A 22060-nucleotide genomic window follows, 5' to 3' on the forward strand; every position below is an offset into this window, starting at 1 on the left:
GCCACGGAGATCGCCTCTTCGGGTGACCCCCGTGCCTGGCCCGACCGGCGGTGCGCCTCCGGTCAGGAACCGCTGCCCCGCTTCTTCCGCAGGGCGTCCGGCTTGTGCACTGCGGAGCGTCCGGACCGGTCGCTCTCCACCTCGTACTGCGGTTCCTCGTCCGAGGCGTCGACGGTCCGCCCAGCGGCACGGGTGCGCTCCGTGTGCTTCCCGGTGACCTCGCCCGTGACCTCCTGGCCGTGGCTCTTCCAGGACACCTTGTCGCCCTTGTCCAGGCTGTTGTCCTTCTTCGTCACAGCGACCTCCTCGCACGTACGGCGATCCTCGTCGGGCCCTTCCACCTTCGTGCGGATCGCACGCCCGCGCACCCTCGCCGGCCTCTACCCGCGGGCCGCCGCGACGGTACGGGCGGCGTACTCCCAGAGGCGGTCGGCCGCCCGGGGGTCGAGGGCGTGGGCCGCGACCCCGCCGGGCCGCGTGTCGGAGTCCTCGGCGAGCCGCGCCTCCTGGTTGTCCTCGAAGTACCGGCCGGTCACACCCTCCAGCAGGGGCGAGGCCGCGAGCAGCACGGAGGTCGCGGCTCCCTGGGTGGGCTCCTTGTAGTAGGGCTGCGGAATGATGTCGCCCTTCTCGTCGATGGCACCCATCGCGCGCAGGGTCTCGTCGTCGAGGTGGCGCTGGAGATTGGTGCTGATCCACCCCGGGTTGAGCGCGTTGGCCGTGATGCCGTCGGAAGCCCACCGCCGGGCGCCGACGGCGAGCAGCACATCTGCGGTCTTCGACTGTGCGTAGGCGGTCCAGCGGTCGTACGGGCGCCGCTCGAACTGAGGGTCCTCGAAGTCGAACGCGGCGGCCCGGTGCGCTCCCGAGCTGACGGCCACGACGCGCGCCGAGCCCGCTGCCCGCAGGTGCGGGTGCAGTGCCGTCGCCAGGGCGAAGTGACCGAGGTGGTTGGTCGCGAGGTGCAGCTCCCAGCCCTGGTCGCTGACCCGGCGCTCGGGGACCGCCATGATCCCGGCGTTGGCGACGAGGATGTCGAGGGGGCCCTGCCAGGCGCGCGCGAAGGCCTCGACCGAGGCCAGATCCGCCAGGTCGAGTGGCGCGGACCGTACGGAACCGGGTCCCGGCAGGGCGTCGAGGGCCCGGACGGTGGCCTCGGCGGACGCCGGATCGCGGGTGGCGACCGTCACCTCCGCACCGGCCGCGGTCAGGGCCCGGACCGTCTCGGTGCCGATCCCGGAGGCGCCTCCGGTGACGACGGCACGGCGCCCCGCGAGGTCCGCGCCGTCGAGGACCTCGGTGGCCGTGGCGTGGGAGTGGAACGGTGTGGTCAGGCGGTCGTGGTCGTACATGGGAAGCCTTCCGCGAGGGGGGACCGGTGTCACTTCCTGACGCTACCGACCTTGTGCTGGAGCTTCTATAAGGTCACGTCCGAGAAACATGCTCGATCATCCAGGTAGGGTGGAGTAATGGATCCTCTGGAGGACGTGCTGACCCTGCTGGACACGCGGAGTCATCTCTCGTCGAGCCTGGCCGCCGGAGGGCGGTGGGCCGTCCGGTTCGACGCACCGTCCGGGGTGAAGTTCAATGCCGTCCGCCGGGGCGCGTGCTTCCTCGAGGTGGAGGGAGCCGGCGAGCCGATCGCGCTGGCCGAGGGCGACTGCTATCTGCTCACGCGGCCACGCCGGTTCACCCTGCGCAGCGACGGGGAGGCCGTCCCGGTCGACGCGGCACATGTCTACGCGTCCGCCGAGGACGGCCTGGCGCGCACCGGCGACGGCTCGGACGAGGTGCTGCTCGTGGGCGGCCGCTTCTCCTTCGGCGACCGGGCACGGTCGCTGCTGCTGGAAGGGCTCCCGGAGGTCGTCCACGTACCGGCGGGAACCCCGCAGGCCGAGACCCTGCAATGGGCGCTCGCCCGGATCGACGAGGAACTGCGGCGGCGGCAGATGGGCTCGACGCTGGTGGCCGAGCATCTGGCGGTGGTCATGCTCGTCCATGTCCTGCGTCTGCACCTCGCCCGTGATCCGGACGCCGTCTCGGGCTGGCTGGCGGGCCTCGCGGATCCCGCGGTGGCCGCCGCCCTCACGTCGATGCACGCGCGGCCGGAGCACCGGTGGACCGTGGCCGAACTGGCCCGGGCCGGTGCGGTCTCCCGCTCCACCCTGGCCGCGCGCTTCCGCGGCACGGTCGGCTGCGGCCCGCTCGACTACCTCACCCGGTGGCGCGTCGAGCTGGCGTCCCGGCACCTGCGCGAGGACACCGGGACGATCGCCACCATCGCCCGCGCGGTCGGCTACGGCTCCGAGAGCGCCCTCAGTACCGCCTTCAAGAGGGTCACCGGGGCATCACCCCGGGACTACCGCACCTCCCACCGGTCGCCCCGGAGCGTCTGACCAGATCAGGCCGTGAGATGCCGCAGGACCGTACCCATCGCGCGGTGCACGGCGGCGCGTGACTCGTCGGTCGGGTCGACCGTCTCGAAGCCGTGGTGGCCGTTCGGTACGTCGACCACCTCGACGTCCGCCCCGCACCGGCGCGCGGCGGCCAGGAACTCCTCGACGGTGGCGGCGATCTCGGCCGACTCCAGACCCGCCCGCACCAGCACCAGGGGCAGCGCCCCCGCGTGGGTGACCGCGTCCGCCGGGTGGAACCGGGCGTCGAGCCGCCCCCAGTTCGGCAGCGGAGCCATGATCGGGTAGTCGGCGGCCAGACAGCGCAGCCACGGCGGGGGCTTCCCCATCCAGTCCGCGGTGAGCGGGCCGCTGCCGGAGAAGAACCACAGGGCGACCCGGTCCGCGTCCACCCGCGGGTCTGCCCTGACCCGTTCCACCGCGTCCGCCACATCGGCCGCGGCCCGCTCGTAGTCGGTCACGGCGTGCAGCCGGTGGTCCAGCGTGGCCCCCACCACGCCCCGGTCGGCGGCGTAACAGGCGTACCCCCGGAGGGTCGGCCAGTCCCGGGGCGTCGGGCTCGCCCCGGCCGGCACCGGGCCTCCGTGGACGAACACCACCGCCGGACGGGGGCCGTCGGTGGCGGGTGGCAGGTACAGGTCCAGGTTGTCCGTCCGCTCGCGGGGCAGTTCGGGCACGTCCAGCAGGAACGGGCGCAGGTGGGCGGGCGGCTTCGTGGTGTCCGCCGGGGTCAGCCGGTGTCCCTCGCCCGCGGCGGCCTTCAGCAGCGTCACCGCCAGCGCCGTGGGCCCGGACAGCATCGGCCAGTGTCCGGTGGGCAGTTCGAAGAAGGTCACCCGGGGGTCGGTCAGCGCCTGCAGGCTGGGCTCGCCGAGGTCCACGCGGGCCTGGACCATCGCGATGCCCGCACCGTTGCCGACGCACAGCACCCCGGCCATGGGCACGGAGGCCGCCGCACCGGTCAGCCGCAGCGGCTGGAGCAGGGTGCCCAGCGGCTGCGGTGCGGCGAGGGCCGTCAGCCGGTCGAGTGCCGCGTCGGGGAGGTCCGCGGTGCTGCCCCAGAGCCGCCAGGCGTCGCGCGTGGGCGGCGGCAGCGTGCCTTCTCCCGCCTCGGCGGCCCGCAGCACCTCCTCACGCAGACCCTGGTCGGCCACGGCGGCCAGGGCCGGGACGCCGTCCTGGGGCAGCCCGGAGTCCAGGTACACGATCCGGGCGACCGACCCCGCCCGCCGGTCGGCGGCCCCCAGGGCCGGATGGACGCCGTAGTCGTGGCCGACCAGAACGATCTCCTGGCCCTGTTCTCCTCCCACTTCTCCGCCCACCCGGTCGATCACCGCGACGACGTCCGCGATGTGCGTCTCCAGATCGATGCCCGTACCGACGGCGGACGGGCCGGTTCCGCCGAGCCCGGTCAGGGCCACCGCGTGGACCTCGGCCCCCGCCGATGTCAGCCGCGCGGCTACGTCGTCCCACACCTGCGGGCCGGTGAACACACCCGACACCAGGATGAACACGGTCATGGTCTCTCCTCGATACGCCCTCGTCCGAGGACCGGCCCGTTCACCGGCCCTCTCGCGGGTACCGTAGGAACTCCCCCTGAGGGAGGTTCAAGTGTTCCAGTCGTACGACGGGCTGTGCGGCATCGGCGAACTCGCCGAGCGGGCCGGGGTCAGCGTCAAGACGGTCCGCTTCTACTCCGACAGCGGCCTGCTCCCCGAGGCCTCCCGCAGCGCCGGGGGCCACCGCCGGTACGGCGCCGACTCCCTCGAGCGGCTGCGGATGATCCGTTCCCTGCGCGCCCTGGACCTGCCGGTCTCAGCGGTACGCCGCGTGCTGGACGAGGAGGACGCGGCGGGGCGTGAGGGCGGCGCCCTCGAGGACGCCGTCGCCGGGCAACTACGCTCGCTCGGAACCCAGTTGAGAGCTCTGCGGTGGAGAGAGGCCGCGCTCCGCTCGGTGCAGGAGTGCCCGCCGGCCGAACGCGCCGACCGGCTCAGGCTGATCGGCGCGGTGACCGCGCCGCCCAGCACCGCCCCCCTCGCCAGGTTCTGGCGCGGCTGGCTGCCGCCACGGATGCCGTCCCGGGCCGTCTCCGCGTTCCTGGAGGTCGCGGTGCCGCAGCCGCCGGAGGACCCCGGCCCGGCCCAGGTGCTCGCCTTCGCGCGGCTGTCCGCCATGGTGTCCCGCCCCTGCGACGGGGACGGGCCGACCCAGCCCCATGCGCACAAGGCCGCCGGGGCCCGCGCGTCGGCCGTGCTCTACGCCGGGCTGGCCGAGGCGTACGACCTGGCGGGCGCCGAGATGCGCCGGGGCAGGGAGCCGTACCCGGGGGAGGCGCTGGACGGGTTCGTGGACGCGTACGCGCGTGCCCGGGACATCGCGGACACCCCGGTCTTCCGCCGTACGCTCGCCCGACAGCTCGCCGCGGACCCGCGGATCGACCGCTACTGGGAGCTGACGGCCGAACTGGTCGGCCCTCCGGACGGGCGGCCGGAGCCGACGCCCGGGTCCGCGCACGACTGGCTGCTCGCCGCGCTGGAAACCCAGGCGGGAGACGGGGTGGGTGCCGCTCTCACCGCCTAGGATCCCACCGCCTAGGATCCCACCGCCTGGGATCCCACCGCCTGGGATCCCACCGCCTGGGACGGGCGGCCCGGAGCCGCGCGCTCACCGCGTAGGGCCGGGCCGCGGTCCTACGCTCTTCTTCTCACTGCGGCCGTCCCAGGGCCCAGCCCGACACATCGGCGAGGCGGCCGCGCCAGAGGGGCAGGCGCAGGGAACCCGTCCCGCCGAAGACCAGGGTGGCGTCCCTCAGATGAATCCAGCGCGGCAACTGCGTCGTGCCTTCTCCGGTGCTCAGCTCCCTGATCCCCTGGTCCACCGTCTCCGGGAACTCGGCGATCAGGTTCGCGCCCTCGCCCTCGACCTGACGGAGGCTGCGCGCCCAGTCCGCCTTCCACGCCTCATGGCCGATCACGTCTCCGTGGAGTACGCCACCGGTGAGCGTGAGGGTGATCGGCAGACTGGATCGCAGCTCTCTGTCCAGCAGCTGGATGAGCAGCTGAAGCTGCAGATCGGGTACGGGCTCCGTCATCACCGCGGTCGTCTCCGGCCGTGTCTCGACAGACTCGCTCATGGACCACTCCCTTCACCTGACAAGCGCCAGGTGACAGCCCGTATGCCCCCGGCGGGGCCCGGCACACCCCGCAGAACCGGGTGATTGGCCGGTCGGAAGAGGGGCACCCGCACGTCACCAGATGCACACAGCACGATCGCAAGCACCGTAAGACGAACCGACGGGAGAGAGTGATGTCGCACTACGACAGTTCGTCCATGGCCACTCCCAGGTCCGGGACCAACGGCCTCGCCATCGCGAGCCTGGTCTGCGGAATCGTGGGCCTCATCTTCTTCAGCGTGATCCTCGGCCCGATAGCCATCGTTCTCGGTGCGCTCGGCCTGCGTCAGGTCGCCGCGAAGGGCGGCTCCGGGATCGCGAAGGCCGGACTGGTCCTCGGCATCATCGACGTGATCCTCTTCGTCGTCCTGATGGCCGTGGCCGCCTCGTCCGGCGGCTTCAGCTGGTACGTCGGCGGCTGACCCGCCGTACGGCCGGAACGCGTGCGCCACCACTCGCCGTGGAGGCGCACGCACCCATGTCCGTACCCGTGCCCGTGTCCGTACTCGTGTCCGCACGTGTCACAGCCAGCGGCGGATCGGCAGGACGGCGGTCTCGCGCATCCGCTGCACGGGCGAACGACGCTTCCACCGGGCCCCGTCGATCAGCGTGCTCCGCTCCACGTCCTCGTCGAAGTGACCGTCCAGCGTGGCGGTGAACTCCCGGTCCAGGACGGCGAGCATGACTTCCTCGTCGTGTTCCAGGGAGCGGCGGTTGAAGTTCGTCGAACCGATCAGCGAGGCGACCCCGTCCACCGTCAGCGCCTTGGTGTGGAGCATGGTCGGCTGGAACTGGTAGATCTTCACCCCGCAGGCGGTGAGCTCCTCGTAGTAGTGCTGACCGGCCAGCCGGCACACCCGCTTGTCCGTGTGCGGCCCGGGGAGCAGGATCTCCACGGAGACACCCCGGCGAGCGGCCTCGCACAGCACACCGATGAAGTACGCGTCGGGCGCGAAGTACGCCGTGGTGAGCCGGATCCGCTCCTCGGCGGACTCCAGGACGACACGGAGCAAGGTCTGCATGTCCTGCCAGCCGTAGCCGGCCGAACCGCGCACGACCTGGACGATCGCGTCCCCCTGCTGCGTGGCGTCGACGAACCGGTCGCGTTCGGTGAACAGCTCGTCGTGGCACTCGGCCCAGTTCTGCGCGAACGCGGCCGCCAGACCGTCCACCGCCGGGCCCTGCACCCGTACGTGGGTGTCCCGCCACTCGCTCTCGTCGCGGGCGTCACCGCACCACTCCTCGGCTATGCCGACCCCGCCGGTGAACGCCGACTCCTCGTCGGTGATGAGGACCTTCCGGTGACAGCGGTGGTTCTGCTTGAGCGGCGAGAGGTACAGCGGCTTGCGGAACCAGGCCACCTCCACCCCGGCCTCGTCCATCAACGCCAGCTGGTCCTTCTCGATGAGCCGGGAGCCGAACCCGTCCAGCAGCAGCCGCACCCGCACACCGGCACGGGCCCGCTCCGACAGCGCCTCGGCGAACTCGAGGGCGATGTCACCCCGCCAGTACACGAACGTCATCATGTCCACGGTGTGCTCGGCGCCGCGGATGGACTCCAGCATGGAGGCGAAGATCTCGTTCCCGTTGCGGAGGGGGACGAGCTTGTTGCCCTCGGTCGCGGCGATGCCGATCAGCCGCTCCAGCCGCCGCCGCAGCCGGTGCGTGCGCTGCGCGTAGACGGCGTCATCGGGTCTGTCCTGCGTGGATCTCTCGTCTATGTGGCTGGACATCTCTCACCTGGTGAACTGGGGCGACGGGGCAGAGCGACTGTACTCCCGGTGAGCCGCGCACCCCGAACCCCGGCGGGGGACCGGGCCCCGGCAGGCTCGCAAACCTCCGGAGGACGGCGTACGACGCAACGCCACTGGTCCCGCGGAGGGCGGCGTCAACGCCGCAACGCCGCAGGATCTCCGGTCACGGCCCGGTCACGGCCCTCTAGGATGCGATCATGCCGGAAGCCACGCCCCGCCCCGAGCCGTTCCTCCAGCGGACCGCCCCCGCCGCCCTCGAAGACCTGCGCACGCGGCTCCGCGCGACGCGCTGGCCCGACGCACCCGAGGACGCCGGCTGGTCGCTCGGGACCGACCTCGATCAGCTCCGCGAACTCGTCGCCCACTGGGCGGAGCGCTTCGACTGGCCGGCGCAGGAGGCGGCGCTCGCCCGGCTTCCCCGCTTCCGTGTTCCGTTGGGCGGTCTCGGAATCCACTTCGTCCACGCCAAGGCCGTCGCGCCCGCCGGACCGGTCCTGCCCCTGGTCCTGAGCCACGGATGGCCGGACTCCTTCTGGCGCTACTCGAAGGTCATCCCCCTCCTCGCCGACCCGGGCGCACACGGCGCCGACCCCGCCGACGCGTTCGACGTGGTCGTCCCCGACATGCCGGGCTTCGGTTACTCCGACCGGCCCGCCGGCCGGCCGCTCGACTCGATCGCCGTCGCCGGGCTGTGGGCCGAGCTCATGACCGTCCTCGGCTACGAGCGGTTCGGCGCGGCGGGCGGGGACGTCGGCAGCCATGTGAGCCGCTATCTCGCCCTCGACCACCCCGACCGGGTCGTGGCCGTCCACCGCACCGACGGGGGCCTGCCCGTCTTCACCGGGGACCCGGCGGACCTCACGCCGGAGGAGCGGACGTGGATGAAGGACGTCGCGGCCTGGAGCGGGACCGAGGGCGCCTACGCCGCGATCCACCGGACGAAGCCGCAGACCGCCGCCTTCGGGCTCAACGACTCACCGGCCGGGCTCGCCGCGTGGATCGTGGAGAAACTCCGCGCCTGGAGCGACTGCGGCGGCGACGTCGAGCGGAGCTTCACCAAGGACGAGATCCTGACGAACATCACGCTCTACTGGCTGACCGGCACGATCGGGTCGTCCATGCGCATGTACAGCGCGAACGCCGCCATCCCGCCCGCCCAGCTCGCCCGCCGGGTCGAGGTGCCGTCCGGCTTCTCGATCTTCGCCGGTGACATCGTTCGCCCGCCGAGGGCCTGGCTGGAGCGCACGACGCACATGGTGCGCATGACCGAGCCCCCGCGCGGCGGGCACTTCGCGGCGTTCGAGGAGCCGGAGATCTACGCGGAGGAGCTGCGCGCCTTCTTCCGCCCCTACCGTGCGGCGGCCGCTTGACCTCAAGCGCGGTCGAGGTCGCAGGGTGGGCCGCATGGATACCGAAGCAGCGGACATCAAGGCCATCGAACAGGTGGTCGCCACCGTCGAGGCCGCCCAGCGCGCCAAGGACACCGAGGGCTTCCTCGCGCTCTTCCACCCCGATGCCCTCTGGACGACCGGCCACGGCAAGGTCCTGATCGGCTTCGACGCGATCGCCGAGTTCACCCGTGCCGTACTGCCCGCCGCCCAGTGGGACGGCGACGTCACCTACCGGGTGGTCCACACCCAGTTCCTGCGGCCCGACGTGGCGGCCGTCAAGGTCCGGCAGGTGTACCACTCGGCCCAGGGCGATTCGGAGGGCGCCCCGCTCTACGTCATGACGAGGCGTGACGACGGCGCATGGCTGCTTCACGCCTGCCAGAACACCCCGGTTCACATCGGGTAGTCCGGGCGACGGCCTGTCAGGAGGCGGGGTACGGGCCGCCGGTGAGCAGCCGGGCCAGATGAGCCGCGTTCACGGCGAGGGTGCGCGTCGTCGAGGCGACCGTCTCCGGCGGGCCGTCGAGGTCCTTGTAGTCCTTGCCCTGCATGGCCTCGCCGACCCAGTAGGTGACGGCACCCGGAGCCAGGGAGAACCCCAGGTCGTTGAGGGCCTGGAACAGGTCGGCGCTCACCTTGTGGGCGCCGTCCTCGTTCCCGACCACGGCCGCGGCGGCGACCTTTCCGTACGTCAGCAACCGGCCCTGCTCGTCGGTCTCGGACAGTTCGGCGTCCAGGCGTTCCAGGACGCGCTGGCAGATGCTGGACGGGTGGCCGAGCCAGATGGGGGTGGCGACGAGGAGGATGTCGGCCGCCATGACCTTCTCCCGCAGGGCGGGCCAGGCGTCGCCGTCGCCCATGTCGAGACCCACTCCCGGCCGGATGTCGTGGTCGGCCACCCGGACCACCTCACCGCTCACTCCGAGGCTCTCGAACTCGGCCATCACCTGGTCGGCGATGAGATGGCTGCTGGAGGGCGTGGGGGAGGAGTTCAAGGTGCAGACGAAAGCCAGAGCACGCATCGCGGGGGACACTCCTTGAGGAGAGCGTTCGTACGTCGGTCTCGGCGCCACTGTGCCCGCCGAAGACCTGACCGATGCGGCGCGGCGCCGGAAATGCCCCGTACGGAACAGGAAAGCGCGCGCGTGGCGGCACTCAGAATTCGACGGCCGCGGCCTTTCTGATCGACGCGGCCATGTTCCGCTCCATCATCTGGAGGGAAGCCTGCGCCAGATCCCGGTGGATATGGGCCACGGCGTCATCGGGGACGGTCACGTCCAGATGGCGGATGTGCGCGTCGAGGGCGGAGTACAGGACGCACTGTTCGGTGACCTGACCGCAGAGGACGACCCGGTCCACGTCCAGCTGCGACAGGAGATAGCTGAGCGGCGTCTCGTAGAAGATCGAGTGCCGGGCCTTGACGACGAACAGCGAATCGTCGTCCGGCAGTACCGGTTCCACCAGATCGCTGTACGGCCCCGAGAGCGTCGTATCGATGATCTCACCGTGATGGGAGCGCCATTCCCCGAAATTGTCGTTCACATAGATCACCGGGACGGCGTCGTCCCGGGCCCGCTCGATGAGACCCACGATGTGGGGGAGCGCCTCGCGCACGGACGGAACGAGGAGGTCGGCATCCGGGTGGCCGTACGTGTTGAGCATGTCGATGACGATGAGGGCACTTCGGCTCATAGCTCCTCATTCTCGCCGTGCCGGATGAGCCGCGCCGGGGCGACACGGCTCGTCGTCCGATCGGGAGGCGGGCGCGGAGGCTCACTCCCAGCAGAGGCAGAACGGATGCCCCGCCGGGTCGGCGTACACACGGAAGCGGCGCTCACCGCCCCGGTCGTCGAGGTCCAGGGGCGTCGCACCGAGCGCCAGCACCTCCTCCTGAGCGCGCTCGACGTCCGTCACGTCGAGGTCCAGGTGCGCCTGCTGTGAATTCCTGTCCCCCCGGGGCCACTCCGGGGGGACGTGGTCGGGCGCCCGCTGGAACGAGATGCGGGCGCCGCCCGGGACGCGGAGGTCGTACCAGTCCTCGTCGTACCTCGATACCTCACCCCCGAGAACACCCTGGTAGAAGCCTGCGAGGGAGGCGGGGTCGGGGCAGTCGAGGGCCACGAGGCCGTACGTCGCGATGGGCATGTCCGGTCCTTTCGTCGGGTGCCTTGAGGGTCTCCGTGTCCGTGCGGTTCGCGGCGCGGTTCCCGGCGCGGTTCACGCCCCGGGCACTGAACCCTCCGCGCAGACACGGACGGTGCGCAGGGTCGTGTCCGCCGGGTCGGGAACGTTCATCCCCGCCTCGACCCCCGACCGCAGATATCGGAGCAGAGGTTCCGTGAGCCGTTCGCCCGGCAGGACGGCGGGGATGCCCGGAGGGTAGGGGGTCATCATCTCCGCGGCGACCCGTCCCACAGCCTGCTCGGCCGGAATGTCCTCGGTGGCGGCGAAGTAGGCGTCCCGGGGCAGACACACCTGGTCCGGGCGCAGTTCGTCCGGGCCGGGCACGTGGACGGCGGGCCCCGGGCCGAGCGTGCCGGCCTGCCGGGACAGATCCCGCAGCCCCTCCAGCAGGCGTCCTGCGGTGTCCTCGTCGTCGGCATGGGTGAACTGGGCGCTGATACGGCGGTGGTCGACGAGGTGCATGTCGATCCTGTGACGGGCACGGAGCCAGTCGGCCGCCCGGTATCCGTTCGTACCGAGTGCGCTGATGTCGATGATCACGGGGAGCGGGTCGAACTCCGTGGTCCTTCCGGGGCCGCAGAAGTCGTCGCGGTCGTTCACATGCATCCCGTCGATCTTCTCGATCCGCTCGCGGACGTCGCCCACCAGACTCAGTGCGCGGGAGAGCAGCCCGTGGCCCTCCAGGACCATCTGCCGCCGCCAGCCGTCGATGCCGGCGTACAGCAGGACGGAGGGGCTGGTGGTGCCGAGCAGGTCCGCACGCGAGGCCAGCGTGTCGTGGTCGACGAGATCGCCCTGGAGGTGGAAGACCGAGCCCTGTTCGAGCCCGCTGCCCATCTTGTGGATGCTGGTGACGCAGACGTCGGCGCCGGCGTCCATGGCCCAGGAGGGCAGGTCCTCGTGGAACGGCAGATGCGCGCCCCATGCCTCGTCGACGATGACCGGCCTGGAACGCCGGTGGCACACCTCGGCGATGGCGCGCAGATCGGCCGCGGATCCGTACGGGGTGGGGCTGGTGACCAGGGCCCCGCAGGCATCGGGGTGCCTCTCGAAGGCCCGCTCGAACGTCTCCGCCGACGGCGGGTGTGCGAGGTGCCGCTCGGGGTCCCACTGCGGCTCCACCCAGACGGGTTCGATACCGGAGAGGATCAGTCCGGCGACGACGGACTTGTGGGCGTCCCGGCCGATCAGGAGCTTCCGGTGCGGCGCGGCCACGCTGAGCATGGCGGCCTTCACCGACAGGGAGCTGCCGCAGGTGGAGAAGAAGGTGTGCTCGGCGTGCACCGCGTCCGCCATCAGCTCCTCTGCGCGACGTAGCGCACCGGAGGTCTGGCGACGGTCGTCCAGACCGCCGATGGCGAGTACGTCGCCGAGGAACACCGCGTCACCGAGTACGGCCCGTACCGCGGGCGCGGCCCCGCGTGCCTGCTTGTGGCCGGGCGGGGAGAAGCCGAGCTCCCCGTTCTCCTTGTAGGCGGCCAGTGCGTCCAGTACGGGTGCTTCGTGGTGATCTGCGGGCATGAACGGCGCCTTCCCTGGGATCCGCCGGGACAATCACGGTCACGGCAGCGGCGTGCCACCAGTCGCGTTCATGATCTCGCCGGTGATGAACGAGGCGTTGGACGACGCGAGGAAGACATAGGCGGGAGCCATCTCCGCGGGCTGCGCGGGCCTGCCCAGAGGGCTCTGCTTCCCGAACTCCGTGGTGTCGGGCATGGTCGCGGGGATGAGGGGCGTCCAGACCGGCCCGGGCGCGACCGCGTTGACGCGGATCCCGTCGGACGCCAGCATCTGCGCGAGTCCCTGCGTGAAAGTCACGATGGCGCCCTTGGTCATCGCGTAGTCCAGCAGATGAGGGCTGGGCTTGTAGGCCTGCACCGAGGTGGTGTTGATGATCGAGCCGCCCGCCGGGATGTGCGGCAGAGCGGTCTTGCACAGCCAGAACATCCCGTACAGATTGGTCCGCACCACCCGGTCGAACTGGGAGGTCGAGATGGCGGCGATTCCGTCGGGCTGGGACATCTGGTAGGCGGCGTTGTTCACCAGGATGTCGATCCCGCCGAACTCGTCGACTGCCCTCTCGATGAGGGCCCGGCACTGCTTCTCGTCACGGATGTCGCAGGCGACGGAGACCGCCTTGCGCCCGGCCTCTTCGACGAGCCGGGTCGTCTCCTCCGCCTCGCCCTCCTCTGCGGGCAGATACGTGAACAGCACGTCCGCCCCTTCCCGTGCGAAGGCCAGGGCCACCGCGCGGCCGATACCGGAGTCGCCGCCGGTGATGACCGTCCTGCGGTCGAGCAGCAGTCCGTTGCCCCGGTAGGAGTCCTCCCCGTGGTCCGGTGCCGGATCCATCGGGCCGGTCCGGCCCGGATGTTCCTGCTCCTGCTGGGGGAAATCGGGCTGCGGATGGCGCTGGGTCGGGTCCTGAGGCTGCTCGGCGTCGGTCACCTGCGTCTCCCTCTCTCGGTCACTCGCCGCCTCTCGCCACTCTGTCCGTCGACGGCGGCGGGCGTGCGGTCGTGTGGCGCCGCGTTCCCCGGTGGTGGCTGGTCAATCATCCCGGGCGGGTGAACGGCGGGCATGTCGAGCGGCGTGGCCTCGGCGGGACCGCGGAGACGGTAAATTCGAACAATGAGTTCCACCACCGGGTCCGTGACCCCTCCGCAGGGAGGCGGCGGCCGGCTTCTCGCGGTCAGCGACCTCCATGTGGGGATCGCCGACAACCGCCCCGTCGCCGACCGGCTGCACCCGTCCTCCGACGAGGACTGGCTCATCGTCGCGGGGGACGTCGCCGAGCAGGCGGAAGAGGTCGAACACGCCCTGGGACTGCTCGCGGGCCGATTCGCCCACGTCGTGTGGACCCCCGGCAACCACGAGCTGTGGACGGTGGACAAGGACCCCGTACGGCTGCGCGGCCGCGCGCGGTACGACCACCTCGTCCAGGTGTGCCGTGAGCTCGGCGTGACCACGCCCGAGGACCCGTACCCCGTGTGGCAGGGCACGGACGGCCCCGTCGCGGTGGCTCCCGTGTTCCTCCTGTACGACTACTCCTTCAGGGTGCCGGGAACGGCCACCAAGGAGGAGTCCCTGGCCCGCGCCCACGAGGCGGGTGTCGTCTGCACCGACGAGTACCTGCTGCACCCGGACCCCTATCCGACCCGGGACGACTGGTGCCGCGCGAGGGTGGCACTGACCGAGGAGCGGCTGGCCGCGCACGACCCGGAGGTCCCGCTCGTCATCGCCGGGCACTGGCCGCTGCTGCGCGAACCGACCGACGTGATGTGGTACCCGGAGTTCGCCCAGTGGTGCGGCACGGAACTCACCGCCGACTGGCACCGCCGGTTCAACGTGGCCGCCGTCGTCTACGGGCACCTCCACATCCCCCGGACGACCTGGCACGACGGCGTGCGGTTCGAGGAGGTCTCCATCGGCTACCCCCGGGAGTGGCGCAAGCGGGGCCACCCGCGAGGGCTGTTGCGGCAGATCCTGCCGTACGAGGAACAGCGGCCGGTGGCCGCGAAGGGCGACGACGCGTGATCGAACGGCTTCTCCCCGCGTACGTCGCGTGCGCGGACACCTACGAGACGGACGCTCCGGCGGGCAGCCTGTACCCGGAGGAGGCGCGGCTGGTGGCCGCGAGCGTGGACCGGCGCCGGCACGAGTTCGCGGCCGTACGGGCGTGCGCCCGGCGGGCCATGGCCGTGCTGGGACTGCCCCCGGCGCCGGTGATGACCGGCCACCGGGGCATGCCGCTGTGGCCGGAGGGGACCGTCGGCAGCATGACGCACTGCGAGGGCTATCGCGCGGCGGCACTGGCGAGGGCGTCCGACGTACGCGCGGTCGGTATCGACGCCGAGCCGAACGAACCGCTTCCGCCCGGCGTGTGGGAGGCGATCTCGGTGCCCGCGGAACGGGAAAGGCTGCAGTTCGGCGCGGACGGTTCAGCGAGCCCTGCGATCCACTGGGACCGGCTGCTGTTCAGCGCCAAGGAGAGCGTCTTCAAGACCTGGTTTCCGCTCACCCGGATCGAACTCGACTTCGACGAGGCGGAGATCGAGTTCCGTACGAGCCCGGGTGGCGCCACCGAGGGCACGTTCGTCGCGTCACTCGCGCTGACGGCACCGGGGATGCCGAGGTCGTACGAGGGCAGGTGGCTGATCGACGACGGCTTCGCCGTGACCGCGATCGTGCTCCCGGAGGCCTCTTCCGCGTGAGGCGCTGCGCGGTGCCGGTATGACGTCGGGGTCCGGCGCCGTGGTGCCGGCAGGGGGCGTTCGGGGCGACGGGGTCGCTGTCGGGTAGGGGACTGTCGGGGCGGCGGGGTCGGTGTCCCGCTCGGGCACCCCGGTACGTTCCGTTTCACCGGGCCGCACCGTGGGACCGGGGCCCTCCGCCGTCCGGTGCCGTCCCGCGCCAGTCGACGCGGTAGTGCTTCAGCCGGTCGTCCACCGCCACCAGCCGCATGCCGGCCGACGCCATGACGCGGTGGGACCCGATGTTGCCCAGATCGGCGTCGCCCTTCACGGAGAGAACCCCCTGGGACCGGGCGAAGGCGAGCAGCGCCCTGAGTGCCTCGGAGGCGTAGCCCCGGCCGCGTGCCGAGCTGATGAGGCCGTAGCCGATGGTGACCTGGCCGGCGACGTCGGGTCCGCCGTGGAAGGCGGCCCCGCCGATCGCCATTCCGTCGGTCCGGCGTCGTATCTCGTACGGGCCGAAGGGCTGGGTGCTGCCGCCCGTGCTTGCGCAGGCGGCCAGGAAGCGCCGGGCGCCGGCCCGGTCGCCATCGTCGGGGTATCCGGGCGCCCACCGCGCTCCGTGCGGAGGGTCGCGCGGATCGCCGGCCTCCACCACCGTTGCTTCCGCGATGGTCAGCGGATGCAACGAGAGCCGGGCGGTCATGAGGGTGTCCAGGTCCATGGCGGCCTGACTATCACCCGATGGAGGACGGGCGCACCTGAGTATGTGGGCCCGAAGCGTGGTAGCGACGCTATTAACATTGCTACGCCATCAGGTAGCGGCGCTACCGTTCTGGTGGTAGCGTCGATTCTGTCAGGGTCCGTGGAACCAGCGGCAACCCCTCTGCCACAGGAGCAACGTCATGACCGAGCAGCAGCACACCACCCCCGCACGCAGGGTCGCTCTCGTCACCGGAGGGTCGCGAGGCATCGGCCGTGAGAGCGCCGAGCGGCTGGCGGCCGACGGTTTCGCGGTGGTCATCAATTACGCGGGGAACAAGACGGAGGCCGAAGCCGCTGTGGCGGCGGTGACCGACGCGGGAGGCCAGGCCGTCGCACACCAGGCCGACGTCGGGGACGAGGCGGCGGTCGCCGCCCTCTTCGACGCCGCCGAGGAAGCCTTCGGGGGAGTGGACGTGGTCGTCCATGCCGCGGGCGTCATGTCGCTCTCGCCGCTGGTCGACCTCGATCTGGACGCGCTGGACCGGATGTACCGCACCAACATCCGCGGCACCTTCGTCGTCGACCAGCAGGCGGCGCGCCGTCTGCGCACCGGGGGAGCGATCATCAACTTCTCGAGTTCGGTGCTCGCCCTGGCCATTCCCGGGTACACCGCCTACGCCGCCACCAAGGGGGCCGTGGAGGCGATGACGCTGATCCTCGCCCGTGAGCTGCGGGGCCGGGACATCACGGTCAACGCCGTGGCACCCGGGCCGACGGCGACCGCCCTGTTCCTGGACGGCAAGGACGAGGAGACCATCGCGAGGATGGCCGCTCAGCCTCCGCTGGAGCGGCTCGGCGCCCCTGAGGACATCGCGGAGGTCGTCGCCTTCCTCGCCGGCCCCGCGCGCTGGGTGAACGGCCAGGTGCTGCGTGCCAACGGCGGAATCATCTGACCGGCCCCCGCTCCCACCGGCGGTTTCGCCCCGTGCGCCGCTTGATAGCGTCCCTCCGATGAGTACACGAGCGCGCATCCTCGAAGTCGCGGCACGGCTGGTCGCGGAGTCCCCCGACGGGGACATCTCCACGCGGGCCGTGTGCGAGGCCGCGCAGGTCGGCGCGCCTGCTCTGTACCGGCACTTCGGCGACAAGGAAGGCCTGCTGTCGGCCGTCGTCGATCACGGTTTCGACGCCTACCTGGCGACGAAGCGGGAGCGGAGCGAGACGTCCGACCCCGTCGAGGATCTCCGTAACGGCTGGGACAGCCACGTCGAGTTCGCTCTCCGGAACCCGAATCTGTACCGGTTGATGAACTCCCCGGCGATGCGGACGCCGCCGGCGGCCGCCCTCGAGTCGCACCGCATCCTGACGCGGGACCTGGAGCGGGCGGCCGAGCAGGGGAAGCTGCGCGTGGCGCCCGAACTCGCCGCCCAGATGATCATGTCGGCCACGACGGGCGTCGCACTGATGCTGGTCTCCCGGCCCGCGACCTTCCCGGACGCCGGGGTCTCGGCGCGTCTGCGCGACGCCGTGCACGCCGCCGTCTTCGTCCCGGACGTGCGCGCGAGCGCAACCGTGGACGCCGAAGTCCCCTCCGCCGCCGCCCGGCTGGGAGCCCTGCTGCGCCGGTCGCACGGATCCGGGCTCAGTACGGCTGAATCGGCGCTGATGACCGAATGGCTGGACCGGGTGTCGAACGCGGAGCGGTGAGCCGGCCGAGTTCGGCAGAGGGCGGGCCGGGAACGGTGCACTGCGGCTTCCGCTCCCGGTCGCGCGTGTCGCCCCTCCTCCTACACCTCGTACCGCCCCTGCTGTTCGGTGAGTGCGGGGCCGAGGTCTCCGGCCATCGCATGGGCCATCCGCAGATGAGTGGCCGCCTCCACGTGCCTGCCCTGGCGCTCCAGGGTGCGCCCGAGCATCAGCCGCGCGTAGTCCTCGACAGGGCTGCGCTCCAGGATCTCGCGCAGCTCCGCCTCGGCCTTGGCGAGCCGGGCCGAGTGGTAGTAGGCGCGCGCCAGCAGAAGCCTCGGCGCCACCTGCTCCGGCGCCTCCTGCACCAGCCCGCCGAGGATCCGCGCCGCCGTCACGTACTCCTTCGCCTCGAAGAACAGCTGGGCCCGGTCCCAGCGGTTGGCGGGCGTACCGAACTCGTAGTAGGTCTCGTCCACTTCTCCTCCTCGGCCGGAATGCTTCCAGCCACGTCAACACAGCGAGGTGGTTGAACATTCCACTAAAATTTCGGCGTGGGGACAGGCGCTCCATGACCGTACGGGAATAGGTTGTGCGCCATGAGCAATCTCGATCGCCAGGCCGGTGTCTCCGTCTGCGGAGGACGCGGCTTCGTCGTGGCCGAACCTGTACGTGAACTCCTCACCCCGCGCCGCGTCCAGCTCGGCGAATCCACCGAGGTGCGCAGACTGCTGCCCAACCTGGGGCGCCGCATGGTCGGCGCCTGGGCATTCGTGGATCACTACGGCCCCGACGACATCGCAGACGAGCCCGGCATGCAGGTGCCGCCGCACCCCCACATGGGCCTTCAGACGGTCAGCTGGCTGCACGACGGGGAGGTCCTGCACCGCGACAGCCTGGGCAGCCTCCAGCACATCCGGCCACGCGAGCTGGGGCTGATGACGTCCGGCAGGGCGATCAGCCACTCCGAGGAAAGCCCGAAACCGCATGCCAGGTTTCTGCACGGGGCCCAGCTGTGGGTGGCCCTGCCCGACGCCCACCGGCACGTCGAGCCCCACTTCCAGCACCACACCGACCTGCCCGCCGTCACGGCGCCGGGTCTCACCGCCACCGTGATCCTGGGGGAGCTCGACGGAGCCGCCTCGCCCGGCACGGCCTACACCCCGATCGTCGGGGCGGACCTGGCTCTGACCGCAGGCGCCGAAGCCCGGCTGCCGCTGGACCCCGACTTCGAGTACGCCGTGCTGTCGATGTCCGGCGAGGCCCAGGTCGACGGCGTCCCGGTCGTCGCCGGCTCGATGCTCTACCTCGGCTGCGGCCGCACCGAACTGCCGCTGCGGGCCGACTCCGACGCAGGGCTGATGCTGCTCGGCGGCGAGCCGTTCGAGGAGGAGATCGTCATGTGGTGGAACTTCGTGGGGCGCTCCCACGAGGAGATCGAACAGGCGCGCTCGGACTGGATGACCAGCGCCCGCTTCGGCGACGTCCACGGCTACGACGGCGGCCGGCTGCCCGCTCCTCAACTCCCGCCGGTGGCGCTGAAGCCACGGGGGAGGGTGCGTTGAAGGCGTGGTCGTCCGTGAGCAGCTTTGTCAGACCTCATGCTGACCCAAAGCTGACCTACCAAAGCGCCCGTCAAGGAGCGGCGACTTGAGATCCGGTGCCTCGGCTGACTGTGGTGAGCGGGTCAGCGCGACGTAGTCGCGACCCGGGCCGGTGCGTGGTGGTGAAGCGGTCGCCCTGGTGTCAACCGGGAGGGCCGAACCTGGCGCGTCCTTTCACGGGTACCACCCGGCACGTGGCGCAAAAGGCCCAGCGTTCGTCGGACGCGCCGGCGACTACGAAGTCCTCGACGAGGACACCGGTGCCGACGGGACGAACGTGGCGTCAGTTTGCACGTGCGCGGGGGAGCTCACGCTTGGTGGTGGTGGTGGTGGTGGTGGCGGCGAGTCGAGGGCGAGGCGAGCTGGGACTCAGGTCTCTGATACTCCCGGCCCGGCATCCGACGGGACTGTCCTTGTCAAGACGTCCCCTGACAGTGGCTCCGATCGATCGGCTGGGAGCGAGGCGTTCGCGCTCACGAGGCCGGGGCGATTAAGGATCAGGTCCATGCCCGTGAATTCCGTGAGCACCACGGCGGTCCGCTCGGGCGCCCATGGCAGCCCATCGGGGTGTTGCTGCTCCGCACTGTTGCGGCGCGCCCACACGCTTGCGGGACGGGTCAAGCCGAGATCCTCGGTGGTCACGACACGACCTAGACGCTCGGTGAACAGGGTGGCGAGCAGTTGGGGTACGGGAGCGCTCGGGATCTCTCCCAGGTCGAGCCAACGGCGCACCCGCGAGGCATCTGTCGCGACCTGCCGGTACCCCAGGGTGGCAGCCTGCCGGTTCACTTTTCTGGCGAGTTCGCCTCTGGACCAGCCGGTCAGGTCGAAGGCGTCCCGAAGTCGGCTGTCAGGGGAACTCCGCTGCCGCGACGAGAGCCCCCCGAACAGTTCCAGGTGAACTATGCGGCCCAGCTTTCGCTCCATCAGGATGGTCACCGCCTCCAAACCCTTCAGTACGGCTTCGGCGGAGAGGTCACTCGGGGCCACGAACACGATCGCGTCGCGGGTGAATTCGCGAGCGGTGAAGGGCAACCCGAGTTGACTGGTCGAACTCCGCCAGGCCTGGCCCGTCCGTCGGAGGCCCAACCAGGTGCCGAACGGTGTCTCGGCCGTGTCGTGGGCCTTGAAGCGTCGCCACAGCCAGCAGACGATGCCGCATGTAGCCATCAGTGCTGGCGGACCGAACACCGGCCAGTGCGCGTACAGGGCGGACATCAGGTCTGCTTTCCCGGGCCACCGCTGCCACCACCGTGGGGACAGCGGGCCGGAACCTTCACCCGGCTCCCTCGCGGGATGGGCGTCCCGCAGCGGATCGCCGATGAAAAGGGCCACCACGCAGACGATGCCGGCGACCACGGCGGCAACGAGGCTCGCGCGCAGAAGTGCCATGCCACGCGAGACGTGAGTGGCGACAGTGCCGGGCGCTTTCTCCATCATGACCGCGGTCTCAGCCTGGGTGCAGTCCAGACCTTTCGTTGCCCATACCGCGGTGCGTTGCGAGGGTGTCAGAGCCTCCATGGCCTGCTCGACGGCACAGCGGTTGGCCACCAGCGCGGCCACATCGGCGGACTGCAAGGGGTCGAAGCGCAGCGGATCGGCCGCACGCCGTGCTTCCAGCCCATTGTGTCGGGCCTGCTGACGCGCTCGGTTGGCCGCTTCCGTGCGGATCACCACGCGCAGATAGCTGACCGGGTACTCGACAGATGCCGGATGGCGCAGCACCTTGGCGAAGGCGTTCTGCACGAGATCCTCGGCCGAGATGACGGACTCCGGGATGCCATGGGCGAGGAGCGCCTGCTGAGCGGTGTTCGTGAGGCTGACCCGGTAGTTGGCATACAGCGCACCCAGAGCCTCAGCGGGCTCCACTTCACGCTCAGCCATTGCCTTCCTCCGATTTCCGTTCCGCGGCCGTACCTCGAGGGGCGCCCTGACGGGCCGACCGAGCACGGATTATCTCGGCCCGGGCTGAGGACCGGTTGCGAAGCGCCACGCTGTCCAGCCAACGCTTGACCGCAGGGACCATGGAACAACCGCGGACAGAAAAGCGGTAGCGAGCTCCACCGTCCAACCTCCCGTGCACTATGGGCCGGTGGCGCACAGGACGCACGGTGGCCGTTCACAAGAGAGAGGCGGCGGTACGCCATTCTCATGACGTCGCGTTCATGATTCTTTGGCATGGGCTCGCTCAGGAAGTCCGATCCTTGCTCCCGGCCGCCCGCCAACTCCCGCATGTGTGTGCTGCTCTGTACCTCGGGCCGGCACATTCGCCGCATCCGTCGACGCCACCCAGGACGGCTACGCGATGGCCGCAGGCTGAAGAAGCAGCGGGCCACCGCCTGCAAGTCGGCGGAACTCGAACGTTGCCCTGATCGCGGGCCTGCCCGAGCCCGACGGCGGTACGACGCGTCGTCGGACGCACGTCGCCAGCACTGGAAGAGATCGTCCCTGGCTGGTGCCTGGCATGGGCGTCGACCGGCAGTGCCTCTTCCGACTCTCCTGGATCTACGTCAAGAGCGACAACGCGCTGTCGAACAAGGCGGGCCTGGCCGCCACCATCGATGAGGGCCTTCGCAAGTGGGCCCTCCGCCCAGCGCGTCAGCTTCCCGAAGCTGACCGCGAGCCGGCAGTGGATGTCCACAGTCATGGTCGGCATCATCGCGCCACCGACCAGGCTGTCGTGTTGTCGACATATGGACCCAGACCCTGACGGCTGGTAACCGCCATCCGTGGTTACCAGCCGCCGGTCAACTGCGTCTCTCGCCCGTACAGTCCCCACGCCTCAAAGCCGTTGCGGTTACCCGGCAACAGCTGGCTGACGGTTACGCCGAGCCGGGTGTTGGCAATCGGAGCTCCCCCAGCGGTTGATGGCCCAGCCGGACTGGGACGCCTGAGCGATGGCGTCGGGGATTGTGGTGCCGCGGAAGCCGACCCGGTTCGACGATGCGGGCGGC

22 protein-coding genes and 2 pseudogenes are annotated in these 22060 nt (G+C 70.9%); 10 read left to right on the forward strand and 14 right to left on the reverse strand.

Features of this window, described 5'->3' with window-relative positions; genetic code table 11:
* Positions 1–62: 62 nt before the first annotated feature.
* Together JKV81_RS35515 and JKV81_RS35520 are read right to left on the reverse strand one after the other, a co-directional pair.
* Positions 63–296: a hypervirulence associated TUDOR domain-containing protein gene (locus JKV81_RS35515; protein WP_202079710.1), complete on the reverse strand. Its 234-nt coding sequence runs from the start codon at positions 294–296 to the stop codon at positions 63–65.
* An 84-nt stretch (positions 297–380) separates the two neighbouring features.
* Positions 381–1352, reverse strand: a complete 972-nt coding sequence (locus JKV81_RS35520) for an SDR family NAD(P)-dependent oxidoreductase (RefSeq protein WP_202079712.1) — start codon at positions 1350–1352, stop codon at positions 381–383.
* A 117-nt stretch (positions 1353–1469) separates the two neighbouring features.
* On the opposite strand from JKV81_RS35520, the gene JKV81_RS35525 reads away from it, so the two are divergent.
* Positions 1470–2396, forward strand: coding sequence for an AraC family transcriptional regulator (locus tag JKV81_RS35525; RefSeq protein ID WP_202079713.1), 927 nt, complete (start codon positions 1470–1472; stop codon positions 2394–2396).
* 5 nt (positions 2397–2401) lie between these two features.
* On the opposite strand, the gene JKV81_RS35530 is transcribed toward JKV81_RS35525, so the two are convergent.
* A complete protein-coding gene (locus tag JKV81_RS35530; protein ID WP_202079715.1) occupies positions 2402–3934 on the reverse strand; it encodes an alpha/beta hydrolase in 1533 nt (510 codons plus the stop codon).
* Positions 3935–4025: 91 nt separating this feature from the next.
* Here JKV81_RS35530 and JKV81_RS35535 point away from each other — a divergent pair, with 91 nt between their 5' ends.
* Positions 4026–4997: a MerR family transcriptional regulator gene (locus JKV81_RS35535; RefSeq protein WP_129259989.1), complete on the forward strand. Its 972-nt coding sequence runs from the start codon at positions 4026–4028 to the stop codon at positions 4995–4997.
* Positions 4998–5121: 124 nt separating this feature from the next.
* Here JKV81_RS35535 and JKV81_RS35540 read toward each other — a convergent pair whose 3' ends face one another.
* Positions 5122–5550: a GvpU-like protein gene (locus tag JKV81_RS35540; protein ID WP_099175902.1), complete on the reverse strand. Its 429-nt coding sequence runs from the start codon at positions 5548–5550 to the stop codon at positions 5122–5124.
* Positions 5551–5723: 173 nt separating this feature from the next.
* Here JKV81_RS35540 and JKV81_RS35545 point away from each other — a divergent pair, with 173 nt between their 5' ends.
* Positions 5724–6011 carry a DUF4190 domain-containing protein gene (locus JKV81_RS35545; RefSeq protein WP_129259990.1) on the forward strand — a complete coding sequence of 96 codons (288 nt, stop codon included), beginning with the start codon at positions 5724–5726 and terminating at the stop codon, positions 6009–6011.
* A 99-nt stretch (positions 6012–6110) separates the two neighbouring features.
* Here JKV81_RS35545 and JKV81_RS35550 read toward each other — a convergent pair whose 3' ends face one another.
* Complete coding sequence (locus tag JKV81_RS35550) at positions 6111–7322, reverse strand: phospholipase D-like domain-containing protein (RefSeq protein WP_202079716.1); 1212 nt, start codon at positions 7320–7322, stop codon at positions 6111–6113.
* 218 nt (positions 7323–7540) lie between these two features.
* Between JKV81_RS35550 and JKV81_RS35555 the strand changes: the two genes are divergently transcribed.
* Positions 7541–8713, forward strand: coding sequence for an epoxide hydrolase family protein (locus JKV81_RS35555; protein WP_202079718.1), 1173 nt, complete (start codon positions 7541–7543; stop codon positions 8711–8713).
* A gap of 34 nt (positions 8714–8747) precedes the next feature.
* Positions 8748–9140, forward strand: a complete 393-nt coding sequence (locus tag JKV81_RS35560) for an SgcJ/EcaC family oxidoreductase (RefSeq protein WP_202079720.1) — start codon at positions 8748–8750, stop codon at positions 9138–9140.
* Positions 9141–9156: 16 nt separating this feature from the next.
* Here the strand turns inward: JKV81_RS35560 and JKV81_RS35565 are convergent, their stop codons facing one another.
* The 5 genes from JKV81_RS35565 to JKV81_RS35585 form a co-directional block, all read right to left on the reverse strand.
* Positions 9157–9756, reverse strand: a complete 600-nt coding sequence (locus JKV81_RS35565; protein ID WP_129259994.1) for a flavodoxin family protein — start codon at positions 9754–9756, stop codon at positions 9157–9159.
* A 133-nt stretch (positions 9757–9889) separates the two neighbouring features.
* A complete protein-coding gene (locus tag JKV81_RS35570) occupies positions 9890–10426 on the reverse strand; it encodes a cysteine hydrolase family protein (protein WP_202079722.1) in 537 nt (178 codons plus the stop codon).
* Between the two features lie 81 nt (positions 10427–10507).
* On the reverse strand, positions 10508–10879 hold the full coding sequence (locus JKV81_RS35575) for a VOC family protein (protein WP_129259996.1): 372 nt from the start codon (positions 10877–10879) through the stop codon (positions 10508–10510).
* Between the two features lie 72 nt (positions 10880–10951).
* Positions 10952–12439, reverse strand: a complete 1488-nt coding sequence (locus JKV81_RS35580; protein ID WP_202079724.1) for an aminotransferase class I/II-fold pyridoxal phosphate-dependent enzyme — start codon at positions 12437–12439, stop codon at positions 10952–10954.
* A gap of 39 nt (positions 12440–12478) precedes the next feature.
* The gene (locus tag JKV81_RS35585) at positions 12479–13366 is read right to left on the reverse strand and encodes an SDR family oxidoreductase (RefSeq protein WP_129259998.1); all 888 of its coding nucleotides are present in this window, start codon (positions 13364–13366) and stop codon (positions 12479–12481) included.
* A 183-nt stretch (positions 13367–13549) separates the two neighbouring features.
* Between JKV81_RS35585 and JKV81_RS35590 the strand changes: the two genes are divergently transcribed.
* Positions 13550–14455, forward strand: coding sequence for a metallophosphoesterase family protein (locus tag JKV81_RS35590; RefSeq protein WP_202079726.1), 906 nt, complete (start codon positions 13550–13552; stop codon positions 14453–14455).
* Positions 14452–15132: a 4'-phosphopantetheinyl transferase family protein gene (locus JKV81_RS35595; RefSeq protein ID WP_129260000.1), complete on the forward strand. Its 681-nt coding sequence runs from the start codon at positions 14452–14454 to the stop codon at positions 15130–15132. The genes JKV81_RS35590 and JKV81_RS35595 overlap by 4 nt, the downstream gene beginning before the upstream one ends.
* A gap of 145 nt (positions 15133–15277) precedes the next feature.
* On the opposite strand, the gene JKV81_RS35600 is transcribed toward JKV81_RS35595, so the two are convergent.
* On the reverse strand, positions 15278–15835 hold the full coding sequence (locus JKV81_RS35600) for a GNAT family N-acetyltransferase (RefSeq protein ID WP_372444277.1): 558 nt from the start codon (positions 15833–15835) through the stop codon (positions 15278–15280).
* A 181-nt stretch (positions 15836–16016) separates the two neighbouring features.
* Here JKV81_RS35600 and JKV81_RS35605 point away from each other — a divergent pair, with 181 nt between their 5' ends.
* A complete protein-coding gene (locus tag JKV81_RS35605; protein ID WP_129260001.1) occupies positions 16017–16769 on the forward strand; it encodes an SDR family oxidoreductase in 753 nt (250 codons plus the stop codon).
* A gap of 58 nt (positions 16770–16827) precedes the next feature.
* The gene (locus JKV81_RS35610) at positions 16828–17523 is read left to right on the forward strand and encodes a TetR/AcrR family transcriptional regulator (protein ID WP_202079728.1); all 696 of its coding nucleotides are present in this window, start codon (positions 16828–16830) and stop codon (positions 17521–17523) included.
* Between the two features lie 80 nt (positions 17524–17603).
* Here the strand turns inward: JKV81_RS35610 and JKV81_RS35615 are convergent, their stop codons facing one another.
* Positions 17604–17981 carry a tetratricopeptide repeat protein gene (locus JKV81_RS35615; RefSeq protein ID WP_202079730.1) on the reverse strand — a complete coding sequence of 126 codons (378 nt, stop codon included), beginning with the start codon at positions 17979–17981 and terminating at the stop codon, positions 17604–17606.
* 120 nt (positions 17982–18101) lie between these two features.
* On the opposite strand from JKV81_RS35615, the gene JKV81_RS35620 reads away from it, so the two are divergent.
* Positions 18102–19067 carry a pirin family protein gene (locus tag JKV81_RS35620; RefSeq protein WP_202079732.1) on the forward strand — a complete coding sequence of 322 codons (966 nt, stop codon included), beginning with the start codon at positions 18102–18104 and terminating at the stop codon, positions 19065–19067.
* 489 nt (positions 19068–19556) lie between these two features.
* Here the strand turns inward: JKV81_RS35620 and JKV81_RS36470 are convergent.
* Positions 19557–19997, reverse strand: a pseudogene (locus tag JKV81_RS36470) (DNA-binding protein NsdB); the annotation flags it as partial.
* 501 nt (positions 19998–20498) lie between these two features.
* Positions 20499–20990 (reverse strand): annotated as a pseudogene (locus JKV81_RS36630) (RNA polymerase sigma factor); the annotation flags it as partial.
* Positions 20991–22060: the final 1070 nt, after the last annotated feature.

This window comes from Streptomyces silvae (assembly GCF_016745505.1).
Taxonomy (GTDB): domain Bacteria; phylum Actinomycetota; class Actinomycetes; order Streptomycetales; family Streptomycetaceae; genus Streptomyces; species Streptomyces silvae.